General features: G+C 46.0%; 20 protein-coding genes. 17 read left to right on the top strand and 3 right to left on the bottom strand.

Going from position 1 to position 20,103, the window contains the following annotated elements:
• Positions 1-120: 120 nt before the first annotated feature.
• Positions 121-873, bottom strand: a complete 753-nt coding sequence (locus B5G11_RS01200) for a HAMP domain-containing sensor histidine kinase (protein ID WP_087251873.1) — start codon at positions 871-873, stop codon at positions 121-123.
• A gap of 92 nt (positions 874-965) precedes the next feature.
• Here B5G11_RS01200 and B5G11_RS01195 point away from each other — a divergent pair, with 92 nt between their 5' ends.
• Complete coding sequence (locus tag B5G11_RS01195) at positions 966-1,379, top strand: HIT family protein (RefSeq protein WP_087251872.1); 414 nt, start codon at positions 966-968, stop codon at positions 1,377-1,379.
• A 39-nt stretch (positions 1,380-1,418) separates the two neighbouring features.
• Positions 1,419-1,955 carry a sigma-70 family RNA polymerase sigma factor gene (locus B5G11_RS01190; protein ID WP_087251871.1) on the top strand — a complete coding sequence of 179 codons (537 nt, stop codon included), beginning with the start codon at positions 1,419-1,421 and terminating at the stop codon, positions 1,953-1,955.
• Between the two features lie 60 nt (positions 1,956-2,015).
• Here B5G11_RS01190 and B5G11_RS01185 read toward each other — a convergent pair whose 3' ends face one another.
• On the bottom strand, positions 2,016-3,083 hold the full coding sequence (locus B5G11_RS01185; protein ID WP_087166572.1) for an undecaprenyldiphospho-muramoylpentapeptide beta-N-acetylglucosaminyltransferase: 1,068 nt from the start codon (positions 3,081-3,083) through the stop codon (positions 2,016-2,018).
• A gap of 99 nt (positions 3,084-3,182) precedes the next feature.
• Between B5G11_RS01185 and B5G11_RS16145 the strand changes: the two genes are divergently transcribed.
• Together B5G11_RS16145 and B5G11_RS01175 are read left to right on the top strand one after the other, a co-directional pair.
• Positions 3,183-4,157 carry a DUF4367 domain-containing protein gene (locus tag B5G11_RS16145; protein ID WP_144289654.1) on the top strand — a complete coding sequence of 325 codons (975 nt, stop codon included), beginning with the start codon at positions 3,183-3,185 and terminating at the stop codon, positions 4,155-4,157.
• Positions 4,158-4,212: 55 nt separating this feature from the next.
• Positions 4,213-4,653 (top strand): DUF6147 family protein, encoded by a 441-nt coding sequence (locus tag B5G11_RS01175; RefSeq protein WP_087251870.1) that lies wholly within the window; start codon positions 4,213-4,215, stop codon positions 4,651-4,653.
• A gap of 389 nt (positions 4,654-5,042) precedes the next feature.
• Here B5G11_RS01175 and B5G11_RS01170 read toward each other — a convergent pair whose 3' ends face one another.
• Positions 5,043-5,291 (bottom strand): TIGR03905 family TSCPD domain-containing protein, encoded by a 249-nt coding sequence (locus tag B5G11_RS01170; RefSeq protein WP_087166574.1) that lies wholly within the window; start codon positions 5,289-5,291, stop codon positions 5,043-5,045.
• A gap of 116 nt (positions 5,292-5,407) precedes the next feature.
• On the opposite strand from B5G11_RS01170, the gene B5G11_RS01165 reads away from it, so the two are divergent.
• From B5G11_RS01165 to B5G11_RS01105, 13 genes are all read left to right on the top strand, one after another.
• Positions 5,408-6,106, top strand: coding sequence for a 5'-methylthioadenosine/adenosylhomocysteine nucleosidase (locus B5G11_RS01165; protein ID WP_087251869.1), 699 nt, complete (start codon positions 5,408-5,410; stop codon positions 6,104-6,106).
• A gap of 133 nt (positions 6,107-6,239) precedes the next feature.
• Complete coding sequence (locus tag B5G11_RS01160) at positions 6,240-7,079, top strand: hypothetical protein (protein ID WP_087251868.1); 840 nt, start codon at positions 6,240-6,242, stop codon at positions 7,077-7,079.
• A gap of 64 nt (positions 7,080-7,143) precedes the next feature.
• Positions 7,144-8,502, top strand: a complete 1,359-nt coding sequence (locus tag B5G11_RS01155; RefSeq protein WP_087166577.1) for a glucose-6-phosphate isomerase — start codon at positions 7,144-7,146, stop codon at positions 8,500-8,502.
• A gap of 438 nt (positions 8,503-8,940) precedes the next feature.
• Positions 8,941-9,603 carry a F0F1 ATP synthase subunit A gene (locus B5G11_RS01150; protein WP_087166578.1) on the top strand — a complete coding sequence of 221 codons (663 nt, stop codon included), beginning with the start codon at positions 8,941-8,943 and terminating at the stop codon, positions 9,601-9,603.
• A 44-nt stretch (positions 9,604-9,647) separates the two neighbouring features.
• Entirely contained in the window at positions 9,648-9,872 is a 225-nt protein-coding gene (gene atpE / locus B5G11_RS01145; protein WP_087166579.1) for an ATP synthase F0 subunit C, read from the top strand.
• Positions 9,873-9,893: 21 nt separating this feature from the next.
• The gene (gene atpF, locus B5G11_RS01140) at positions 9,894-10,394 is read left to right on the top strand and encodes a F0F1 ATP synthase subunit B (RefSeq protein ID WP_087166580.1); all 501 of its coding nucleotides are present in this window, start codon (positions 9,894-9,896) and stop codon (positions 10,392-10,394) included.
• A complete protein-coding gene (atpH, locus tag B5G11_RS01135) occupies positions 10,378-10,878 on the top strand; it encodes an ATP synthase F1 subunit delta (protein WP_087251867.1) in 501 nt (166 codons plus the stop codon). The genes atpF and atpH overlap by 17 nt, the downstream gene beginning before the upstream one ends.
• 17 nt (positions 10,879-10,895) lie before the next feature.
• The gene (gene atpA / locus B5G11_RS01130) at positions 10,896-12,407 is read left to right on the top strand and encodes a F0F1 ATP synthase subunit alpha (protein ID WP_087166582.1); all 1,512 of its coding nucleotides are present in this window, start codon (positions 10,896-10,898) and stop codon (positions 12,405-12,407) included.
• A 1-nt stretch (position 12,408) separates the two neighbouring features.
• Entirely contained in the window at positions 12,409-13,293 is an 885-nt protein-coding gene (gene atpG / locus B5G11_RS01125; protein ID WP_087166583.1) for an ATP synthase F1 subunit gamma, read from the top strand.
• A 5-nt stretch (positions 13,294-13,298) separates the two neighbouring features.
• Positions 13,299-14,699, top strand: coding sequence for a F0F1 ATP synthase subunit beta (gene atpD, locus B5G11_RS01120; RefSeq protein ID WP_087166584.1), 1,401 nt, complete (start codon positions 13,299-13,301; stop codon positions 14,697-14,699).
• Between the two features lie 12 nt (positions 14,700-14,711).
• The gene (atpC, locus tag B5G11_RS01115; RefSeq protein WP_087166585.1) at positions 14,712-15,131 is read left to right on the top strand and encodes an ATP synthase F1 subunit epsilon; all 420 of its coding nucleotides are present in this window, start codon (positions 14,712-14,714) and stop codon (positions 15,129-15,131) included.
• 133 nt (positions 15,132-15,264) lie between these two features.
• Positions 15,265-16,614, top strand: coding sequence for an MATE family efflux transporter (locus tag B5G11_RS01110; RefSeq protein WP_087251921.1), 1,350 nt, complete (start codon positions 15,265-15,267; stop codon positions 16,612-16,614).
• A 221-nt stretch (positions 16,615-16,835) separates the two neighbouring features.
• A complete protein-coding gene (locus B5G11_RS01105; protein WP_242958836.1) occupies positions 16,836-20,093 on the top strand; it encodes a M14 family metallopeptidase in 3,258 nt (1,085 codons plus the stop codon).
• Positions 20,094-20,103: the final 10 nt, after the last annotated feature.

Genomic DNA, 20,103 nt, shown 5'->3' with positions numbered 1-20,103 from the left:
GGCAGGTTGCGCTAGACTTAATGTATATAACAAAAAACTGCCGACAACAGGTATGTGTTACGGGAATAAGAGAGTCGGTATACGGGACATGGATCAATGCCATGTCCCGTATCGGCACCATCACTTTGGATCTCCGGAAAGCCCGGGATGTACCGGGAGAGTGATCTCAAAAGTCGTTCCAAATCCGGGGCGGGAATCCACGGATACTGTTCCATGATGTGCGAGAATGATATTCTGAACGACAGGAAGCCCCAGACCGGTTCCGGAAGATTTGGAAGTGAAAAACGGTGTAAAGATTTCCTTCAGCTGTTCTTCGGATATGCCGCAGCCGGTATCCTGAATCCGGATATGGATCTGGCTGTCATGGAACCAGGCTTTCAGATTGACGGACCCGGAACCGTGGATTGATTCCACGGCGTTTTTAAAAAGATTTAAAAGTGCCTGACGGAGTTTGACAGGATCTCCGGTGATGACAGGAAGATCTTCCAGCAGGGAAGTAAATTCAATCTCCGTATTGGCGCAGGACGCGGCGAAGGAGAGGACCAGTTTTTCCATAAAGCTCCGGAACGAAAAAGTTTCCGGATGAAGAGAGCTGCTGTTGTTAAACAGTGAAAATTCTTCCAGAAGATGCATCATGTATTCCAGATCCTGGCAAAGGGAGTCCCAGTACTCGAAGGAGCGGACCTCGGGATGCCGGGATTCGATCAGCTGCAGCGTGCCGGAAAGAAGAGTCAGGGGATTGCGGATTTCGTGGCAGATTTTGTGACGTTCCATATCCTGAGAATGGAGCAGTTTCTGAAACAGAGCAGACGCTTCAGCATCCTGATTTACATAGGATTGAAGACGCTGCATCTCATCGGATGTAAAAGACATAGGAATTTCCCACCTTTCTAAACAGTTCGATGCTTTCTAGTTTAGCACTGGTGGAGGCAATATTCAAATATCAATGTAAAGGAGTATGAGATATGAGAGACGATAATTGTATTTTCTGTAAACTTGCAAACGGAGATATTCCGACTGCGACGCTTTATGAAGATGAAGCTTTCCGCGTGATTTTAGATGCAAGTCCGGCATCGAAAGGACATGCCCTGATTCTTCCGAAACAGCACTATGCAGACCTTTATGAGCTGGATGATGAGATTGCTGCAAAAGCACTTGTGCTTGCTAAAAAGATGGTGAAAAAGCTTACGCCGATTCTTGGATGCGATGGTTATAATATCGTACAGAACAATAAAGAGGCGGCAGGACAGACCGTATTCCATTTCCACATGCACCTGATTCCAAGATACAAAGGAGATAAAGTAGGTCTTGGCTGGAAAATGGGACAGCTTGATGAGGAACAGAAGAATGAGATACTTTCCAGAATCAACGAAGAGTAAAACAGGGAATAACAAGAGGGTAAGGCGTAAGAAGCTCATATGGATGAAATACTATTTAATGATATCTATGATAAATATGTAAATATTGTCTGGAGAACAGCAAAGTATTACTCGGAAAATGAGACGGATGCCGATGAGATTACCCAACTCACTTTTGTAAATTTACTGATCAGTTATGAAAAGATCAGAAACAAGAACGCGATTGAGTCATGGCTTCGCACAACCGCTTATCGTCTGGCCTGCAGCCAGATGAGAAGGCGGAAACTGGAGATGCTGTTGGATGATGAGGGATTGGTGGCACAGATGGGCGAGGAAGTACCAGGTCCGGATGAGCTGATTTTCATGCGGGAACGCCGCAGAAAAGAAACAGAATTGATGAGTACGATGCTGGAAGAGCTGTATCAGCACAATCCAAGATGGTATGATGCAGTTGTCCGCGCGTTTGTGCTGGAAATTCCACAGAAAGAAATCGCAGAAGAGATGGGTATCCGTCTGGAGGCATTCCAGTCAATGCTGTTCAGAGCAAAGAAGTGGATGAAAACAAAATATGAGGCAGATTACAGAGAAATGAAATAATATAAAAAAACAGGTGCCGATTCGACACCTATTTTTTGATTTCAGAGTTTTTATGGAACACTATTTTTGCGAAGCCCGGACAATGAGATCAATAATTGTCTCGATCGAATTCTGCATGCCGGAATCGCTCATTGCCTTTGTATATGTATCACGATCCTGATACAGGCGGTGGACAGTATCCAGAAGAATTTCGTCTGTAAGTGATTCTTCTTCCAGGACAATGCTGAATCCCTGACGCTCAAAGGAACGGGCATTGAGGATCTGATCTCCGCGGCTGGCGTTTGCAGGAAGCGGGATCAGGATATTTGGTTTACGCAGAGCCAGAAGCTCACAGATTGCATTGGCACCGGCACGGGAAATGACAATGTCGGCCAGCGCAAAAAGATCTTTCAGTTCTTTTTGAATGTATTCAAACTGTGCATAACCTTCCACCCGGGTCAAAGACTCATCCAGCTTTCCTTTTCCACAGAGATGGATCACCTGAAAGCTTTCCAGAAGTTTTGGAAGAATGTTCCGCACAGCCTGATTAACTGCAGCAGCGCCGAGGCTTCCGCCGATCACGAGAATAACAGGCTTTTGGGAAGTGAAATGGCAGAATTTCCTTGCTGCCTCCTTATCGCCTGTAAGCAGTTCCTGCCGGATCGGTGAGCCTGTGAGCACCGCTTTGTCTGCCGGAAGATTCTTTAATGTCTCCGGGAAATTGCAGCAGATCTTTGTCGCCGACGGCATGGAAAGCTTGTTGGCGAGACCAGGCGTGATGTCTGACTCATGAATGATAGTCGGGACATGATTCCGCTTGCCGGCCATGACAACCGGTACGCTGACAAAACCGCCCTTGGAAAAGATCACATCCGGCTTCAATGTCTTGATTAACTTATTTGCCTCATAAAATCCTTTTAATACACGGAACGGATCCGTAAAATTTTTCATGCTGAAATAACGGCGCAGCTTGCCGGAAGAAATCCCGTGGTATGGAATATGAAAAGGTTCGATCAGATCTTTTTCAATTCCATTATAAGACCCGATATAGTGAATGTCATATTGAAGTTCTTTCAGGCGGGGAAGAAGGGCGATGTTTGGTGTAACATGCCCGGCAGTACCGCCGCCGGTTAAAATGATACGTTTCATGGCATGCCTCCGAAAATGCTTTTATGATTATTTATATTAAACAGAATTGAAATAAAGGTCAAGTCGGAGGAAAGAAAACGCAAAAAAAAGGGGGACGAAATGAAAAAAGAAGATGAACTCATGAAAGAGTTCCTGCAGGAAGAGCTGGAGAAAGAGTCAGCACGGATAAAAGAAGAAGTAGAGCAGGATCCACCTCTGACAGAATCAGGGCCGGATCCGGAACTAAAAAATAAAATATGGAAACAGGCAGAAGAAATCCGGCGGCAGAGAGAAGCATATGAAAATCTGTCAGAAGCAGATAAGGAGGCCCTGCGCCTCGGAAAAGAACTGCAGCTCCGCCGGGAAGAGAAGGCGCGGGAAGAATTCTCCGAAGAACTCGCCCCGGAGTCACTGGAACTGGCGGCAGGCGCAGAAGAAAGGCAGCCTGAAAGTCAGTCCGAAATGCAAAATACTCAAGGAAATCAGACCAAAAAAGTGCGCGTGAGAAAACGAAGGAAAAAGACGATCGTTGCCCTGGCCGTGGCACTTGTCGCAGTACTTGGGGTGGGGATGACGAGTTTTGGAGATGGGGGATTTGTGGCTGAAACGGTGGACAGAATACTGGGAGGAAGAAAAACAACAAATATAACTGCTGAAGATGATAATTCTGACATTACTCAGCAGGAGGAAATTACTGAGGAAGAAATATACCAAAAGATTAAAGACCAATTCGGGTTTGATGCGGTGCGATTAGTTTATAGACCGACTAATATGGAAATAGTGGATTATATTTTAGAACCAGATTTTTTATCAGCTATAATATACTATCAGTATGGAGAGAATGTATTTACTTACAATATAACACCTGTATATCAAGGATTCTCGTTTGGCTATGATATTGAAGACCCGATTGTTGATGAATATGTTAAAACAGTAGAAAATACAAAAATTCGGGTGACAGAATATTTGATTGAAGAATCGAATCAACAGGAATTTTCAGCAGAATTTGAATACAAGGACGTTACTTATATCTTAACCGGGATCATTGAAAAAGACGAATTTGAAAAAATTTTGGAAAATCTCCACTTTTTTTGAAAAAAAGCGAAAGATTTTGGAAGTTCGTGCGTCTATATAGTAGAGGAGCAAAAATATGAAAAGAAGAAAGTTGTTGTCAAAGGCAGCGGCAATGATGACAGCGGTACTGTTGGTATTTGGAGTATCCGGCCAGATGGTCAGCGCAGCTGAGGAGAGCGCTGAGCAGATTGGGTACATCACAGTACAGCCGAGAGGAGTTTACCTTCAGAGCGGATTTTCCAAAATCAGTAAACCTGGTGATGGAAAAATTACAGCAGGCGGAAACACTACGGCACAGAAGGTAGTCTCAGAAGTCAGTATTGATGTGTTTGTAGAGCGTAAAGTGAATGGATCATGGAAGCATTATACATCCTGGACAGCCACAAAAAACAACGCTATTGCAGTTACCTCTTACAAGACGCTGACAGTGCCGAAGGGTTATTATTACCGTGTCAGAAGCGTACATTACGCAAACTCAGATGTAAGCAGTTCTGCTACAGGCGGATATTACATCTAACAGGAAGAAGAAAATTGAATATGGAATGATTTGTTTACAGGCAGAAAAGATTAAATGGTCATCGGGAGAGTTATTGAGGTTACTGCTCCATACAAAAAATGAAAAAAGGAAGCCCTACGGCTTTACTATCTTTTAGTCCTTACATTGAGAAAACCCAAACTACTGCCCGAAAGGGCAGGAAACACCAATGGAGCAGTAGCCCCAATAGCTCTTCCGTGTCATTTCTTAACCGGCTTTCTTCGGTTAGTGCTTATGATATAGGGAACCATGCGTTTCCTATATCATAGATCTTTTCGAAAATGAACAGTAATGTTTCTATGTAGGCAAAAGAAAAGATTCCGCATGACGGGAGTGTATCCCGAACAGCGGAATCTTTTTTTGCCCTTATTTTATTTATTAGCTAGTCCGGCCTGAAGTGCGTGAGCAAGCTGATCCGGGCAGGAGGTGCTTTTAAAGCCGCATTTAATGCCCGAGAGGCGGCGGATCGCTTCGTCCGCTTCCATGCCTTCAACAAGGCTTGCGATTCCCTGCAGATTGCCGTTGCAGCCGCCGGTGAAAACAACGTTGTGAATACGATGCTGATCGTCAAGATCAAATTCAATTTCTTTTGAACATACGCCAGTTGGCCTGTACTTCATATTGATTCCTCCGTTTCTGTTTCCCTTCCGAAAAAGAATTATAACAAAGAAAGAAAAAATATGCTAGGTATACATACAAAAATTTGTTATACTGTGAGGAAAAGGAGGTCGAAAGCATGATTGGAATTATCGGAGCAATGGAAGATGAAGTTGCAGAATTAAAGAAAAGCATGGAAATAGAAGAGGTTGTTTCGGCGGCGTCTCTTTCTTTTTGCAGAGGAAAACTTTCGGGGAAAGAAGTTGTCGTAGTAAGGAGCGGGATTGGCAAGGTCAATGCCGCAGTGTGTGCGCAGATTCTTGTGGACCGGTTTGGAGTGGATGTGATTATCAATACAGGAATCGCGGGATCTCTGGATGCGGCGATTGATATCGGAGATATTGTGATTTCAACAGACGCAGTAGAGCATGACATGGATGCAAGCACATTTGGAGATCCAGTGGGTCAGATCCCGCAGATGGATACTTTCTCGTTTCCGGCAGATGAAAAGCTGGTGAAACTGGCAAAAGAGGTCAATGAAAAGGCAAATCCGGATATCCATACATGGACAGGAAGGATTGTAAGCGGAGACCAGTTTGTTTCTTCAAGTGAGAAGAAAGAGCAGCTGATCAGTCTTTTTGACGCAAAATGCACGGAGATGGAGGGGGCTGCGATCGCGCATACGGCTTACCTTAACAAAATTTCGTGCGTCATCATTCGGGCAATTTCGGATAAAGCTGACAACAGTGCATCGGTAGACTATCCGGCCTTTGAAGCGGCGGCAATCCGCCATAGTGTAAGGCTGATTGAGGCGCTGGTGCCGGAAATCAAGAAATAATAGAGCGAAAAAACGTCAAAAACCGCCCGGTTTTGCAGGGCGGCATAAAAAATATGTAGAACGGTTACAGAGCCTTTTTCCGTAGTTTTCAGTTATACTTGGGATAAACAAAAAAACGGAGGAGGCTCTTTTTATGTTGGAAGCAGTATGGAAACATGGGGTGTTATTTTACGCAGTCGGAGTGATGTGTATACTGGGAATCTTCAGCAAGATCATTGTCAGTCTGACACTCAGGCGACTGGTGCGGGAGGCGGGAAGGATGGGAAAAAGCCTGCACCCGCTGATGAAGCTTGTCCGGGCCAAATTTGAACATGCATGTATGGTGAGTGATAAGGTGCAGAATATCCGGGCGTTTGTGGATAAATATATGTATGAATACAAAGTACTGTGGATAAAACTGCACAGCTGGCGGCAGATGGAAAAAGCGGCGGTATGGGGCTGCCTGGTATTTGGAGCGGCAGGGGCAGCGGCAGCATACACCCAGGATGCACCTTTGGAAAATGTGGGGCAGTATGCGGCAGCCGGTATTGCGGGAGCGCTGCTTTTGTTTGCGCTCAGGATGGTCACAGATGAAAGCTACCAGCTGGAAGCGGCAAAAAACTATATGATAGAGTTCCTGGAAAATACATATGCACGTAAATATGAAAAGATAACCCGGATGGAGGAAACAGAGGAAAATTTCCGGACGGAAGAGGAAGAAAGCGTGATGGAGGAAGAAAAGTCAGAAGAAAATGCTGTTGTGTTTTCTGAAAAAGAAGAGGAAGAGAAAGTACCGTTAGAGGAAAATCTGATGGAATTTGCTCCGGAGGAAACGGAAGTCGGGGAGGAAGGCAAAGGCGAGGAAATAGAGTCGGAGCTTGTTACTTTGATGAAGGAAGAGCAGGAGAAAGCGAAAGAGGAGGAGGAACGGAAAGAAAAGCGGCGGCAGGATGAGGAAATGATACGCCAGATCCTTGCCGAGTTTTTAACTTGATTAATAGAATGCCTTTTGCTAAAATATACCTAGTAATTTATACCTATATATAATGATAGAAAGGATGGGTAAAGTGATGGCAAAGGTAACATTTGACTATTCAAAAGCAGATCTGTTTATCAAGGAACATGAAATGGAGTCTATGAAAGACATTGCACTGGCGGCGAAGGACAAGCTGCTTGCGCGCACAGGAGCAGGAAATGACTTCCTTGGATGGATCGACCTTCCGGTAGATTATGATAAAGAAGAGTTTGACAGAATTTTGAAAGCGGCTGAGAAGATCAAAGGAGATTCCGATGTGCTTCTTGTAATCGGAATCGGCGGTTCCTATCTGGGAGCAAGAGCTGCGATCGAATTTTTAAGACATAGTTTCTATAATAATATTTCCAAAGAGGCACGTAAGACGCCTGAGATTTACTTTGTAGGAAACAGCATCAGCAGCACCTATCTTCATGATCTGATTGAAGTGATCGGAGACAGAGATTTTTCTGTAAATATTATTTCTAAATCCGGTACGACTACTGAACCGGCTATCGCGTTCCGCATTTTCAAAGAGATGCTGGAAAAGAAATACGGAAAAGAGGAAGCAGCAAAGCGTATCTACGCTACGACAGACAAGGCAAGAGGAGCACTGAAAAATCTTGCTACAGAAGAAGGATATGAGTCCTTTGTAGTTCCGGATGATGTGGGAGGACGTTTCTCTGTTCTGACAGCGGTAGGACTTCTGCCGATCGCAGCAAGCGGAGCTGACATTACAAAGCTTATGGAAGGAGCTGCATCCGGAAGAAAGGCAGCGCTGGAGCTTCCGTTTGAGGAAAACGATGCACTTCAGTATGCGGCAGTTAGAAATATTCTTCACGCAAAAGGAAAAGCAGTGGAAGTACTTGCAAACTATGAGCCAAGTCTCCACTATGTATCCGAGTGGTGGAAACAGCTCTATGGAGAAAGCGAAGGAAAAGACCAGAAAGGTATCTTCCCGGCGTCTGTGGATCTGACAACAGATCTTCACTCCATGGGACAGTTCATCCAGGACGGAAGCCGCATCATGTACGAGACTGTACTGAATGTAGAGAAATCCAGAGAAGAAGTGATCATCGGAGAAGAACCGGTTGATCTTGACGGCCTGAACTACCTTGCAGGAAAGACCGTTGACTTTGTAAACAAGAGCGCAATGAACGGAACAGTACTTGCTCACACAGACGGTAATGTACCGAACCTGATGGTAAATATTCCGGAGCAGAATGAATTCTACCTTGGAGAGCTGTTCTACTTCTTTGAATTTGCCTGCGGCGTCAGCGGATATATTCTTGGCGTAAATCCATTTAATCAGCCGGGCGTAGAGGCATACAAGAAAAATATGTTTGCCCTTCTCGGAAAACCGGGATACGAAAAAGAACGAGAAGAACTGATGAAGAGATTATAAGAATTAAAGACAGCCAGAACGGAGATGGAGTAAAAGCCTTCCGTTCTGGCTTTTCTTATTGGATTTTTCGTAACAGCTGTACCATTGGAATATTCATGTCAGGGACTCCGGCGATTTGTAAAATATATCACTCCTTATGCTTATGCAGATGGTGCCAACGTCATTCCGGCTGGGGAATTGGAACCGGAACCGGTTTTTCTGGCATGGTCTACGCTTTGATCGGACTTTTTGCGGCATATTGGAGATATATGAGAAAAGATATCTGCTAAATAGCAGTAAAAATTAACAAAAACCATAGTAAAAATATACAAAAAACTAACTTTTTATTATGGATTATTGTTGGATCGGATATTGACTTTTCAAATATGGAGGAGTAAAGTAAGCACGATATGAAAAAGAAAAGGAGGGAGCAAAACGGGTAGTTTATCAGAGAAATTAATGGAAGAACTGAACTGTAAAATTATGTTCACGATACCGGTCGGAGATGGGCTTCCGATCTATGAATCCGTCGTTGTGACATGGATTGTTATGGCGGTTCTTGTATTACTTTCTATTATTTTAGTGCGGAACTTAAAAGTGGAAAATCCGGGGAAAAAGCAGCTTGCTCTTGAGGCCGGATATTTATTTTTCCGCAATTTCTTTTATAATCTGCTGGGAGAGCACGGAGCACGCTATATTCCTTACATGATTACGATTGTCCTTTATATCGGACTTGCCAATATCATGGGGGTATTCGGGTTCGTCCCGCCGACAAAGGATATGGGCGTGACGATTGCGCTGGCACTTATGAGTATCATCCTGATCGAATATTCCGGGATTCACCAGAAAGGGACAAAGGGGTGGCTGAAAAGTTTTGCTGAGCCGATTCCCATTATGCTTCCAATCAATATACTGGAGATTGGTATCCGGCCGCTTTCGCTTTGTATGCGGCTTTTCGGAAATGTATTAGGATCTTATGTGGTCATGAAGCTGGTCGAGATTATCTGTCCGATTTTGCTTCCGGTACCATTTAATCTGTATTTTGATTTTTTTGACGGATTCATTCAGGCATATGTATTTGTATTTTTAACATCCCTGTTTATCAGCGAAGCAGTTGAATAGGCAGACAGGGAACTGAGAAGAGAGAACAAGGAGGAAACAAAACGATGTCATCTTTAATTGCAATTGGAGCAGCAGTAGCAGTGTTTACAGGTATTGGTGCAGGTATCGGTATCGGCCTTGCAACAGGAAAGGCAGCTGAGTCTATCGCAAGACAGCCGGAGGCAGAGAGCAAAATCAGAAGTACACTTCTTTTAGGATGTGCGCTTGCCGAGGCAACAGCGATCTACGGTTTCGTAATCGGTCTGTTAATCATCATCTTATTAGGATAAGAGAAAGGCAGGTAGAGGCAGATGCTGACATTAAGTCCGGTTACAATCATCGGTACAATCATAAATCTGCTTGTTCTGTATTTCCTGCTGCAGCATTTCTTATTTAAGCCGATTCAGAAGATCATGGATCAAAGAGACGAGCTGATCCGCGGACAGTTAAAGGATGCGCAGGATCAGAAGGAGTCTGCCGGAAAGCTGAAAGCGCAGTATGAAGAAGCGCTTGCTTCAGCGAAAGAGGAATCCGGGCAGATCGTAGAAAGGGCCAAAACAGAGGCGGCGCTTCAGGCTGACGCAATCGTGAAGAATGCAAATGAAGAAGCGGGCCAGATTGTGGATAAGGCGAGAAAGACAATGGAAGTGGAAAGAGAGCAGGCTATGCGGGAGATGAAGTCCCAGATAGCCGATATTGCTTTGACAGCCGCTTCTAAAATTATGGGCGAGAAAAACAGCAGTGAAAGAGATTTGGCACTTTATGACCAGTTTTTAGAAGAAGCAGGTGATTCTGATGACACAGACAGCTAAAAATTATGCACAGGCATTATACGAACTTCATGTGGATGCAGAATCTGTAAAAACGGCAGAGACGATTTTAAAGGAAGTCCCTGAGGTGGGAGAAAGCCTTACAAATCCGACGATTGCTTTTTATGTAAAAGAGAAAATCATTGACCGTATTTTCCCGGAAGGGATCAGAAATTTTATCAAGGTCGTATGCAGAAATCAGAAATCGGGACTGCTTCTGGAAATGTTCGAGGCGTACCGGGAAATTGAAAGAAAAGCAAACGAGGGCCTTGAGGCCGTCTTGTTTTATGTGACGGCTCCGACAGTGGAGCAGCAGGAAAAGATGAAAACATTCCTGCGCCGGAAATTTCATGTAAAGGAAGTTGCGCTTTCTTTAAAAGAAGAGAAAAGCCTGATCGGAGGATTCATCCTTCAGGCAGGCGGACGGGAGTTCGACTGGAGTTTCAGAGGAAGATTCCGGGCGCTTTCCCGTGCTTTACAACATTAAAAGCGGAGGTGAAGTAATTGAGCACAATCAATTCAGACGAAATAATCTCCATATTGAAAGAAGAAATTCAGAATTATGATGAAATCAGCAAAGATAAGGAAGTCGGACAGGTAGTCAGTGTCGGAGACGGGATTGCCACGATTTACGGGATTGACCATGCGGCTTACGGTGAGATCGTTACATTTGAAAACGGACTGAAAGGGATGGTACAGGATATCCGCCAGAACAGCATCGGCTGTATTCTTTTCGGAGATGACCGTGAGATCGGTGAAGGAACGAAAGTATTCCGTACCGGGAAAAATGCAGGTGTTCCGGCCGGAGAAGGCTATATCGGACGTGTTGTCAATGCGCTGGGCGCGCCGATCGACGGCAAAGGGGACATTGAGGCCGGTGAATACAGACCGATCGAATATCCGGCACCGTCAATTGTTGACAGGAAATCGGTTACCGTACCGCTTGAGACAGGAATCCTTTCAATCGATTCCATGTTCCCGATCGGCCGGGGACAGCGTGAGCTGATCATCGGAGACCGTCAGACCGGAAAAACATCGATTGCGACAGACACGATTCTGAACCAGAAGGGAAAAGATGTGATCTGTATCTATGTCGCGATCGGACAGAAAGCGTCTACGATCGCAAAGCTGGTTTCCACTTTTGAGAAATATGGAGCCATGGACTATACAATGGTGGTTGCAGCGACAGCCAGTGACTGTGCGCCGCTCCAGTATATTGCGCCATATGCGGGCACAGCTCTTGCAGAATATTTTATGTATAAAGGGAAGGATGTGCTGATCGTATACGATGATCTGTCCAAGCACGCGGTAGCTTACCGTGCACTGTCACTCCTTCTGGAGAGACCGCCTGGACGTGAGGCATATCCGGGTGATGTCTTCTATTTACATTCCAGACTTCTGGAACGTTCCAGCCGTCTGAGCGATGAGGCTGGAGGCGGATCTATCACAGCGCTTCCAATCGTAGAGACACAGGCCGGAGATGTATCGGCATATATTCCGACCAATATCATTTCCATCACGGATGGACAGATTTTCCTGGAGAGCGACCTGTTCTTCTCCGGTATGCGTCCGGCTGTCAATGTCGGTCTTTCTGTATCCCGTGTTGGTGGTGCGGCACAGACGAAGGCGATGAAGAAGGCTGCCGGAAGTGTCCGTATTGATCTGGCACAGTACAGAGAGATGCAGGTATTCACCCAGTTCTCTTCTGATCTGGATGAATCTACAAAGGCACAGCTTGAATACGGGGCATGTCTGATGGAACTTTTAAAACAGCCGCTTTGCAGTCCGCTGTCCATGCAGGATCAGGTAATCACACTGTGCGCGGCTACGCATAAGAAGCTGATCGGAATTCCGCTGAAGGATTTGAAGAATTATCAGAAAGAGCTTCTTGAGTATATTGACAATGTCTATCCGGAAATCGGCCGCGAGCTTGCCGAAAAGAAGGTACTGACAGAGGAACTTGAAGAAAAGATTGTAAAAGCAGCAGAAGAATTCAGAGACAAGAGCAGGTGTTAGTATGGCAAATGCAAAAGAAATACAGGCACGTATGAAAAGTATCCAGGATACGATGAAGATCACGAATGCGATGTATATGATTTCTTCTTCCAAGATGAAGCGTGCAAAGCAGGTGCTTGCGGATACGGAGCCGTACTTTTATAATCTGCAGAACGCGGTTTCCAGAATTCTCCGCCACATGCCGGATGTGGAGCATGTGTTTTTTGATACGAGACCGGAGATACCGGCTGACGAGAGAAAGATCGGCTGCATTGTCGTGACGGCAGATAAGGGTCTTGCCGGCGCTTATAACCACAATGTCATCAAGATGACAGAAGAGATGGTTCAGGAAGAAGGTCATCACAAGCTGTATGTGCTCGGTATTGTGGGACAGCAGTATTTCCGCAAGAAAAATGTGGATATGGATGAGCAGTTCCATTACACGGTTCAGAAGCCGACCATGCACAGGGCAAGGGTGATCGCCAGAGAAGTCGTGGAAAAGTTTCTGGAGAGAGAGCTCGATGAAGTCGATATTATTTATACGGAGATGGAAAATGCAGTCAGCATGGAGACAAAGCGGGTACAGCTTCTCCCGCTGAAAAAGGCGGCATTCATGCCGAAACTTCCGGTCGATGTACAGCAGGAGATTATCCACATGGTGCCGTCCACCAAAGATGTTCTGGATCAGGTCGTACCGAACTACATTACAGGAAATATATACGGCTGTCTGGTTGAATCTTATGCCAGTGAGAATAATGCCAGAATGACTGCGATGCAGTCTTCCACGGACAATGCAAAGGAGATGCTCCGGGAGTTGTCCATTCAGTATAACCGTGCAAGGCAGGCCGCAATTACTCAGGAAATCACAGAGGTAATCGGCGGTGCGAGGGCACAAAAAAGGAAGTGATAACGATGAATAAAGGAAAGATTGTACAGGTCATGGGACCTGTTGTAGATGTTATTTTTGAAAATGGTGAGCTTCCAGCTATCAAAGATGCACTTGCCGTAGAGAACAATGGAAAGAAAAGTGTGATGGAGGTATCACAGCATATCGGAAATGATACAGTCCGCTGTATCATGCTTTCCGCAAGTGAAGGCCTCTGCCGTGACATGGAAGTGACCGCGACCGGTGCAGGGATCAAGGTTCCGGTCGGCGACAAGACACTTGGACGTCTCTTCAACGTTCTTGGCGATACGATTGACGGAGGTGAATCCCTGGAAGACGAGGAACACTGGGAAATCCACAGAAATCCTCCGACATTTGAAGAACAGAGTCCGGTTGTCGAGATTCTTGAGACCGGAATCAAAGTCATTGATCTTCTTGCACCTTATGCAAAGGGAGGAAAGATCGGTCTGTTCGGAGGAGCCGGTGTCGGAAAAACCGTGCTGATTCAGGAACTGATTCAGAATATCGCTACAGAGCACGGCGGATATTCCATATTTACCGGTGTCGGAGAACGTTCCCGTGAGGGAAATGATCTCTGGACAGAAATGAGAGAATCCGGTGTTTTAAATAAGACAGCCCTTGTGTTCGGACAGATGAACGAGCCGCCTGGATCCCGTATGCGTGTGGCGGAGACAGGTCTTACGATGGCTGAGTATTTCCGTGACAGAGAGCATCAGAACGTGCTTCTGTTTATTGATAATATTTTCCGTTTTGTGCAGGCCGGTTCTGAAGTATCCGCGCTGCTTGGCCGTATGCCGTCAGCCGTAGGATATCAGCCGACACTTGCAAACGAGATGGGTGCGCTTCAGGAACGGATCGCTTCCACAAAGAACGGTTCTGTTACATCCGTACAGGCGGTTTACGTGCCGGCGGACGACCTGACAGACCCGGCTCCGGCGACGACATTCGCCCATCTGGATGCCCAGACTGTTCTTTCCAGAAAGATTGTAGAGCAGGGAATTTATCCGGCGGTAGATCCGCTGGAATCCAGCTCCCGTATTCTGGAGGCAGATGTAGTGGGAGAGGAACATTACGAAGTGGCAAGAAAAGTTCAGGAGATCCTTCAGAAATACAAAGAACTTCAGGACATTATTGCCATCCTCGGTATGGAAGAACTCTCAGAAGAAGATAAAAAGACCGTTTTCCGCGCAAGAAAGATCCAGAGATTCCTTTCTCAGCCATTCCATGTAGCGGAAAACTTTACCGGTATTCCGGGTAAATACGTTCCGTTAAAAGAGACAATCCGCGGATTTAAGATGATTGTCAACGGCGAGATGGATGATTATCCGGAAAACGCGTTTTTCAATGTAGGTACGATCGATGATGTGATCGAGAAGGCAAAAAAGGAAGCATCCTCAGAAGAGTAAAGGAGTGGGCATATGGGCCAGCATAATACATTCGGACTGGAAATCTATGCAAGCAACCGTCAGTTTTATGTCGGAAGAGGTCAGAGCATTACCTTTCCGGTGGAAGACGGAGAAATGCAGGTATTGCCGCACCATGAGGACATGATCGCGGCAATTGTGCCGGGAGAGATGGTATTTGTAGACCCGGAGGGCAATAAGACAACTGTTGCAGTGAGCGCCGGATTTATTGAAGTGTTCAACAACCGTGTCAAGGTATTCGCCCTGACCGTAGAGCGCCCGGAGGAGATCGATATCCGCCGTGCCGAAGAGGCGAAAGAACGGGCAGAAGAGCAGCTCCGCCAGAAGAAAAGCCTGGAAGAATATAACGCCAACCAGATGGCGCTTGCAAGGGCCATGTCCAGACTTCGGGTTACATCCAGAAAGAAAATATAAGAAAAACCAAAAAGCATGCCGGGAGAGATTCTGCGGCATGCTTTTTTGTCTGCCGGAGAAAAAGGGTTTCTTGCCCGGAATACTTTCTTGTGATAAACTGGTAAAAGAAAAGAGCGGGGGACTACTTATTATTATGAAGGAACAGAGAAAAAAGCATTTATTTACAAACAGACAGCTGGCGGCGCTTTTGATTCCGCTTGCGCTGGATCAGCTGCTGAATTCGTTTATGGGAACTGTTGATACGCTTATTGTCAGCAACATTGGATCCGCGGCCATATCAGCGGTATCCCTTGTGGACGCGATCAACATACTGATTGTGGAAGCCTTTTTTGCCCTTGCGGCCGGGGGTACCGTGATCTGTTCGCAGTATCTTGGGAGCAAAGACGTGGAAAAGGCAAATGAGGCGGCAGGCCAGCTTGTGTTCGTCACCTTCTTCCTTTCGCTGATTATGGCTGTAGTCTGTATTATTTTTCATGAACCGGTTCTTCAGCTGATTTTCGGGGAAGTCGAAAAAGAGGTTATGGATAACGCCAAAATCTATTTCCTGTTTTCGGCGGTGGCGTTCCCGTTTATTGCTCTTTATGATGACGGTGCGTCCATTCTGAGGGCGCAGGAAAACAGCCGGCTTCCGATGCAGATATCTGTCCTTGCCAATGTTTTAAATGTTGTTTTAAATCTGCTGTTCGTCTGGGGCTTTCACCTGGGAGTAGGGGGTTCCGCCTGCGCAACGATGCTTGCAAGAGCGTTTGCCATGATTGCCGTTCTTTATGAGCTGCGGAAGCCGGTCTGGGAGATTCACCTGAAACAGTACTTTTCGATCCGGCCGGACTGGGGACAGATTAAAAGAATTCTGAAGATCGGCATACCCTCCGGGATTGAAAACAGCATGTTCCAGTTCGGAAAGCTTGCCATCCAGTCCACCGTCTCCATGATGGGAACAGCCGCGATTGCGGCGCAGGGAATGACCAACACGATTGAAAATCTGAACGGGATTATGGCAATCGGAGTCGGGATCGGACTGATGACTGTGGTAGGAGAGTGCATGGGAGCTGGACGCAAGGATGAGGCGGTTTATTATGTGAAAAAACTTTCCGTGATAGGAGAAGTTGTTGTCGTAATCTCCTGCCTGCTTTTATTTGCGCTTGTGCATCCGATTACTTATTTCGGCGGGATGGAGCCTGCCAGTGCATCGATGTGTATTTTTATGGTGACCTGCATTACGATTGTCAAACCGGTGGTATGGACGCTGGCGTTTATCCCGGCATACGGGTTCCGGGCGGCGGGAGACGTCCGTTTTTCCATGGTGGTCTCCATTCTTTCCATGTGGGTTTTCAGGGTATCCCTTGTCATGGTTCTGGCAAGAGTCTTTGGAATGGGACCGATTGCGGTATGGATTGGAATGTTTACGGACTGGACGGTGCGGGCCATTGTCTTTACCGTACGTCTGAGAAGCGGAAAATGGCTGGAACACAGGGTGATCTGATGGAATTACAACAGTAATATAAAGTAGAGTGAAAGTGAGTATTTTTGGTAATACTCACTTTTTTTCTGTAAAAAAATAAACAAATTTTATGAAAAATTACATAGAAAATGCTGGAAATTTTGAAAATATTTGTGTGAATGTTGACTTTCGCATTTTACTGTGATAAATTCTTAATATAATTTTTATAATTTGAATTCCAAAGGATTTGGGAGGTGACATCTATGGAGAAACTAGAGATACGAAATCAAATGACAACTGAAGAGAGAAAGCTTGCTTTGGAAGCGGCCCTTCTGTTAGGATTTCAGACAGAAGCGGCAGCTTTTCCGGTTGCGGGAGTGAAAGGAGAAATTCCTGCTCCGAAAACGGAAGAGGAACTGCAGGCATTGTATCAGCTGTCAGAGCCGGAAGTCCCGGATGGCTATAAAACGGCAGAAGGGCATCCGGAACCAATGTTTGACCTGGATTTCCGAAAGGAAAAAGGACTGGAAACAATATTTGGAAAAGGACCGTTTCTGAAGGATGAAGATTATGATTTTCTTCCGGACAGACTCGATGTGAAAATTAAGCTGCCTGAAGACGCGGATGCATCCATGATGATTGCAGCCTGCAACATTGCTTTCCGTCTCGGTATGGAGACAACGGGGTATGAAGGCGGCATCAAGGCAGAAGAAGGTTACGGCGGAAATGCCATCATTCTGGAAGAAGCAGACCAGGCGGAAATGACGATGGAAGAGTCCGATGGGGTTATGAAGGTTTACCTCAGGGGAAGAGGGAAAGAGCTGGAGGAGCTTTCTTCGTTGATTTGTGAGAATTTTCCGGGAACAGGCGGATGGAAAACATTCCGTGATGTTCTGATGGATATGTGCGATGACGCGGTTCTGCGGAATGGGGATGGACAGATCGCGGCGCTTCAGATGCTGAAGCAGAAAGAGAGCGGCAGCTGCACGGTATACGGTTCGCCGGAACTTCGTGAAGATCAGAAGGCACTGTTTACAGATGTTACTTTTGAAAATTATAAAGCAGGAAAGAAAGCATATGAAAAGGTCTATGAGCTTCCGTGGGAAGTAGAGACGTTTGAGGAAATACTGGAAAAAGAGGTTTATCCGTTGATTAAAAACGGAGACAGTATCCGGATAGAGGGTGCGGTCAGTGAAGATCAGACTGTCCGCAGCCGGATGAGAACACGGATGGAAGAAAAAGCAAAAAGCTTTGGAGCAGCGGAAGTCCGGACAGAGCTGATCTGTGCATACAAGCAGGGATTTTCTTGGATCGATGAGATCGTAATTCCTGCAGTAAAGGAAAAGAAACCGGACAAAATCGAGATTTATTTCAAGCCGTTTCTGCCGGAAGGGGAAACAGAATGGCTGGATGAAAACGGGGCGACACCATCCTACCACAATCTTCAGGCGGACAACCCGGACAAATGGTATGATCTGCCGATCCGGTATCTGCAGGAGCTGTATCCGATTGAAGATGTACTTGTAAGAGAACTGGGAGTGGAAAGAGATGCGGTTGTATTTCTTCCATATGAAGGCGCGGAAGATATTACCTACCTTTGCAAAGTATACCAGGATGAGACGCTCTGCTATGAAAATACATATAAAGCACAGTGTTCGGAACGCCCGTATCTGGATGAATATCCGCAGATGGGCAAGGTACATCCGGCAACCGGATATATCCGCGTGTGGATCAATGAGCAGGAGATGCTTTTCAGGAAGATCCGGACTGATCTGGAGGAAGTATGGGATACGTTCCAGGCAAAAGTCCTTCCGGAGTGTAAGCAGTATATTGAGGAAAAGACCGGCGGAACAGTCACAGCGGAGCAGCAGCCGTTTTTCCAGGAGCTTCTTCTGGATGTGACAGTCAGCGAACCGGATTACCGTGTAGGATGCAGAGAAGACCTGATTTCGTCGCTGGATGCTCTGCATGAGGATATGTATTTTACCGGAAGCGACTATTTTAAGAACTACGGAGTTCAGAATATCGGCGTCATGCTGGACGCGCCGGGACTGATTCTTCCATCTATTCATCAGAAAGAAGGAAGACCGGTATTCAAGGTAACCGTATTTGAAAAAGCGAAAGAAAAGCCGTGTATTGAAAAAGACGGCAAGGCAGTTGTAAGCCAGAGGATGCGTGAGGAAGTTTCCTTCAAAGTAACCGGACTTTCCGCAAAAGACGGAAAACTTTGTGTGGACATCCGGACGGCAGGTGTTTCGGATGAATTCCTGAAAGCCTACGCAGATCTTATGGAGAAGGGTGTGCTGGAAATTACCGAAGGCTGGTATAATATTTCAGCTGTCCGTTTCCTTACAGAAAGCGGCAGCGTGATTGAGGCGGCAGTTCCGGCACAGGAGCCGCCGGTCAAGGATAAATGTATTATGGACATCGATCTCCATGAGAAAGAGCTGATCGGATATGAACAGTGTATGGCGATCATAGAAGAACTGAAACATGTTCCTGGAATCGAGGTATTCAGAACCGCAAGGTCCTACACAGGAAGAGAGCTCTATGCGATCTGGCTGAAACCGGAGCGGGAAGGATATCTTTCCATGACGAAACGTCTGACAAAGTGTCCGTCTGAAATTATCAACGCAAGGCATCATGCAAATGAGGTATCCAGCACGAACGCATCGTTCATTCTGTTAAAGAAGCTGCTGACCGATGAGACATACAGGGATCTTCCGGAGAAGCTGAATCTGATCCTTGTCCCGATGGAAAATGTAGACGGAGCGGCAATTCATTATGAGCTTCAGAAAGAGCATCCGTACTGGAAGTTCCATGTGGCAAGATTCAACGCCCTTGGTAAGGAATTCTTCCACGAACACTTCCATCAGGATACGATACATTCCGAAGCGATGGGACTGAGCAGGCTGTATGAACGGTACGCGCCGGATATGATTGTGGACAATCACGGAGTGCCAAGCCATGAATGGGAGCAGCAGTTCTCGGGATATACATCCCCTTCCTACAAAGGATTCTGGCTTCCAAGATCACTTCTTTACGGATATTTCTGGTATGTGACGGATGAGGCGTACAAAGATAACTATCCGGTCAACAAGAAAATGGAAGATGTGATTGCGGACAAGATCGCAGAGGACGAGGAGATGACGGCACTCAACAAAGAGTGGAGCGCTCAGTTTGAGAAATATGCACATGCATGGATGCCGAAGCTTTTCCCGGCCAACTACTATAAAAATATGATTAACTACTGGATTCCATATGCGGCAGATCCGGCACACAAATATCCGTCGATCCGCTTCCCGTGGATTACAACCGTATCATATACAAGTGAAGTAGCTGATGAGACTGCGCAGGGTGAATATCTGAATCTGTGCGCAAGAGCTCATGTGGCACATGATGAGGTGACGATTCAGATGCTGATGGAAGCAGAACTTCTTCATGAATGCAACATGAGATGTGAAGACGGCAGTATATCTGCACGATATCGGAGACGTCGGCCGATGATCGTATACAAGTAAAAGACTCAAA

Origin of the sequence: Drancourtella sp. An57, assembly GCF_002161525.1 — a bacterium.
GTDB lineage: Bacteria > Bacillota > Clostridia > Lachnospirales > Lachnospiraceae > Sellimonas > Sellimonas catena.
This window is presented reverse-complemented; position numbering and strand designations above follow the sequence as displayed.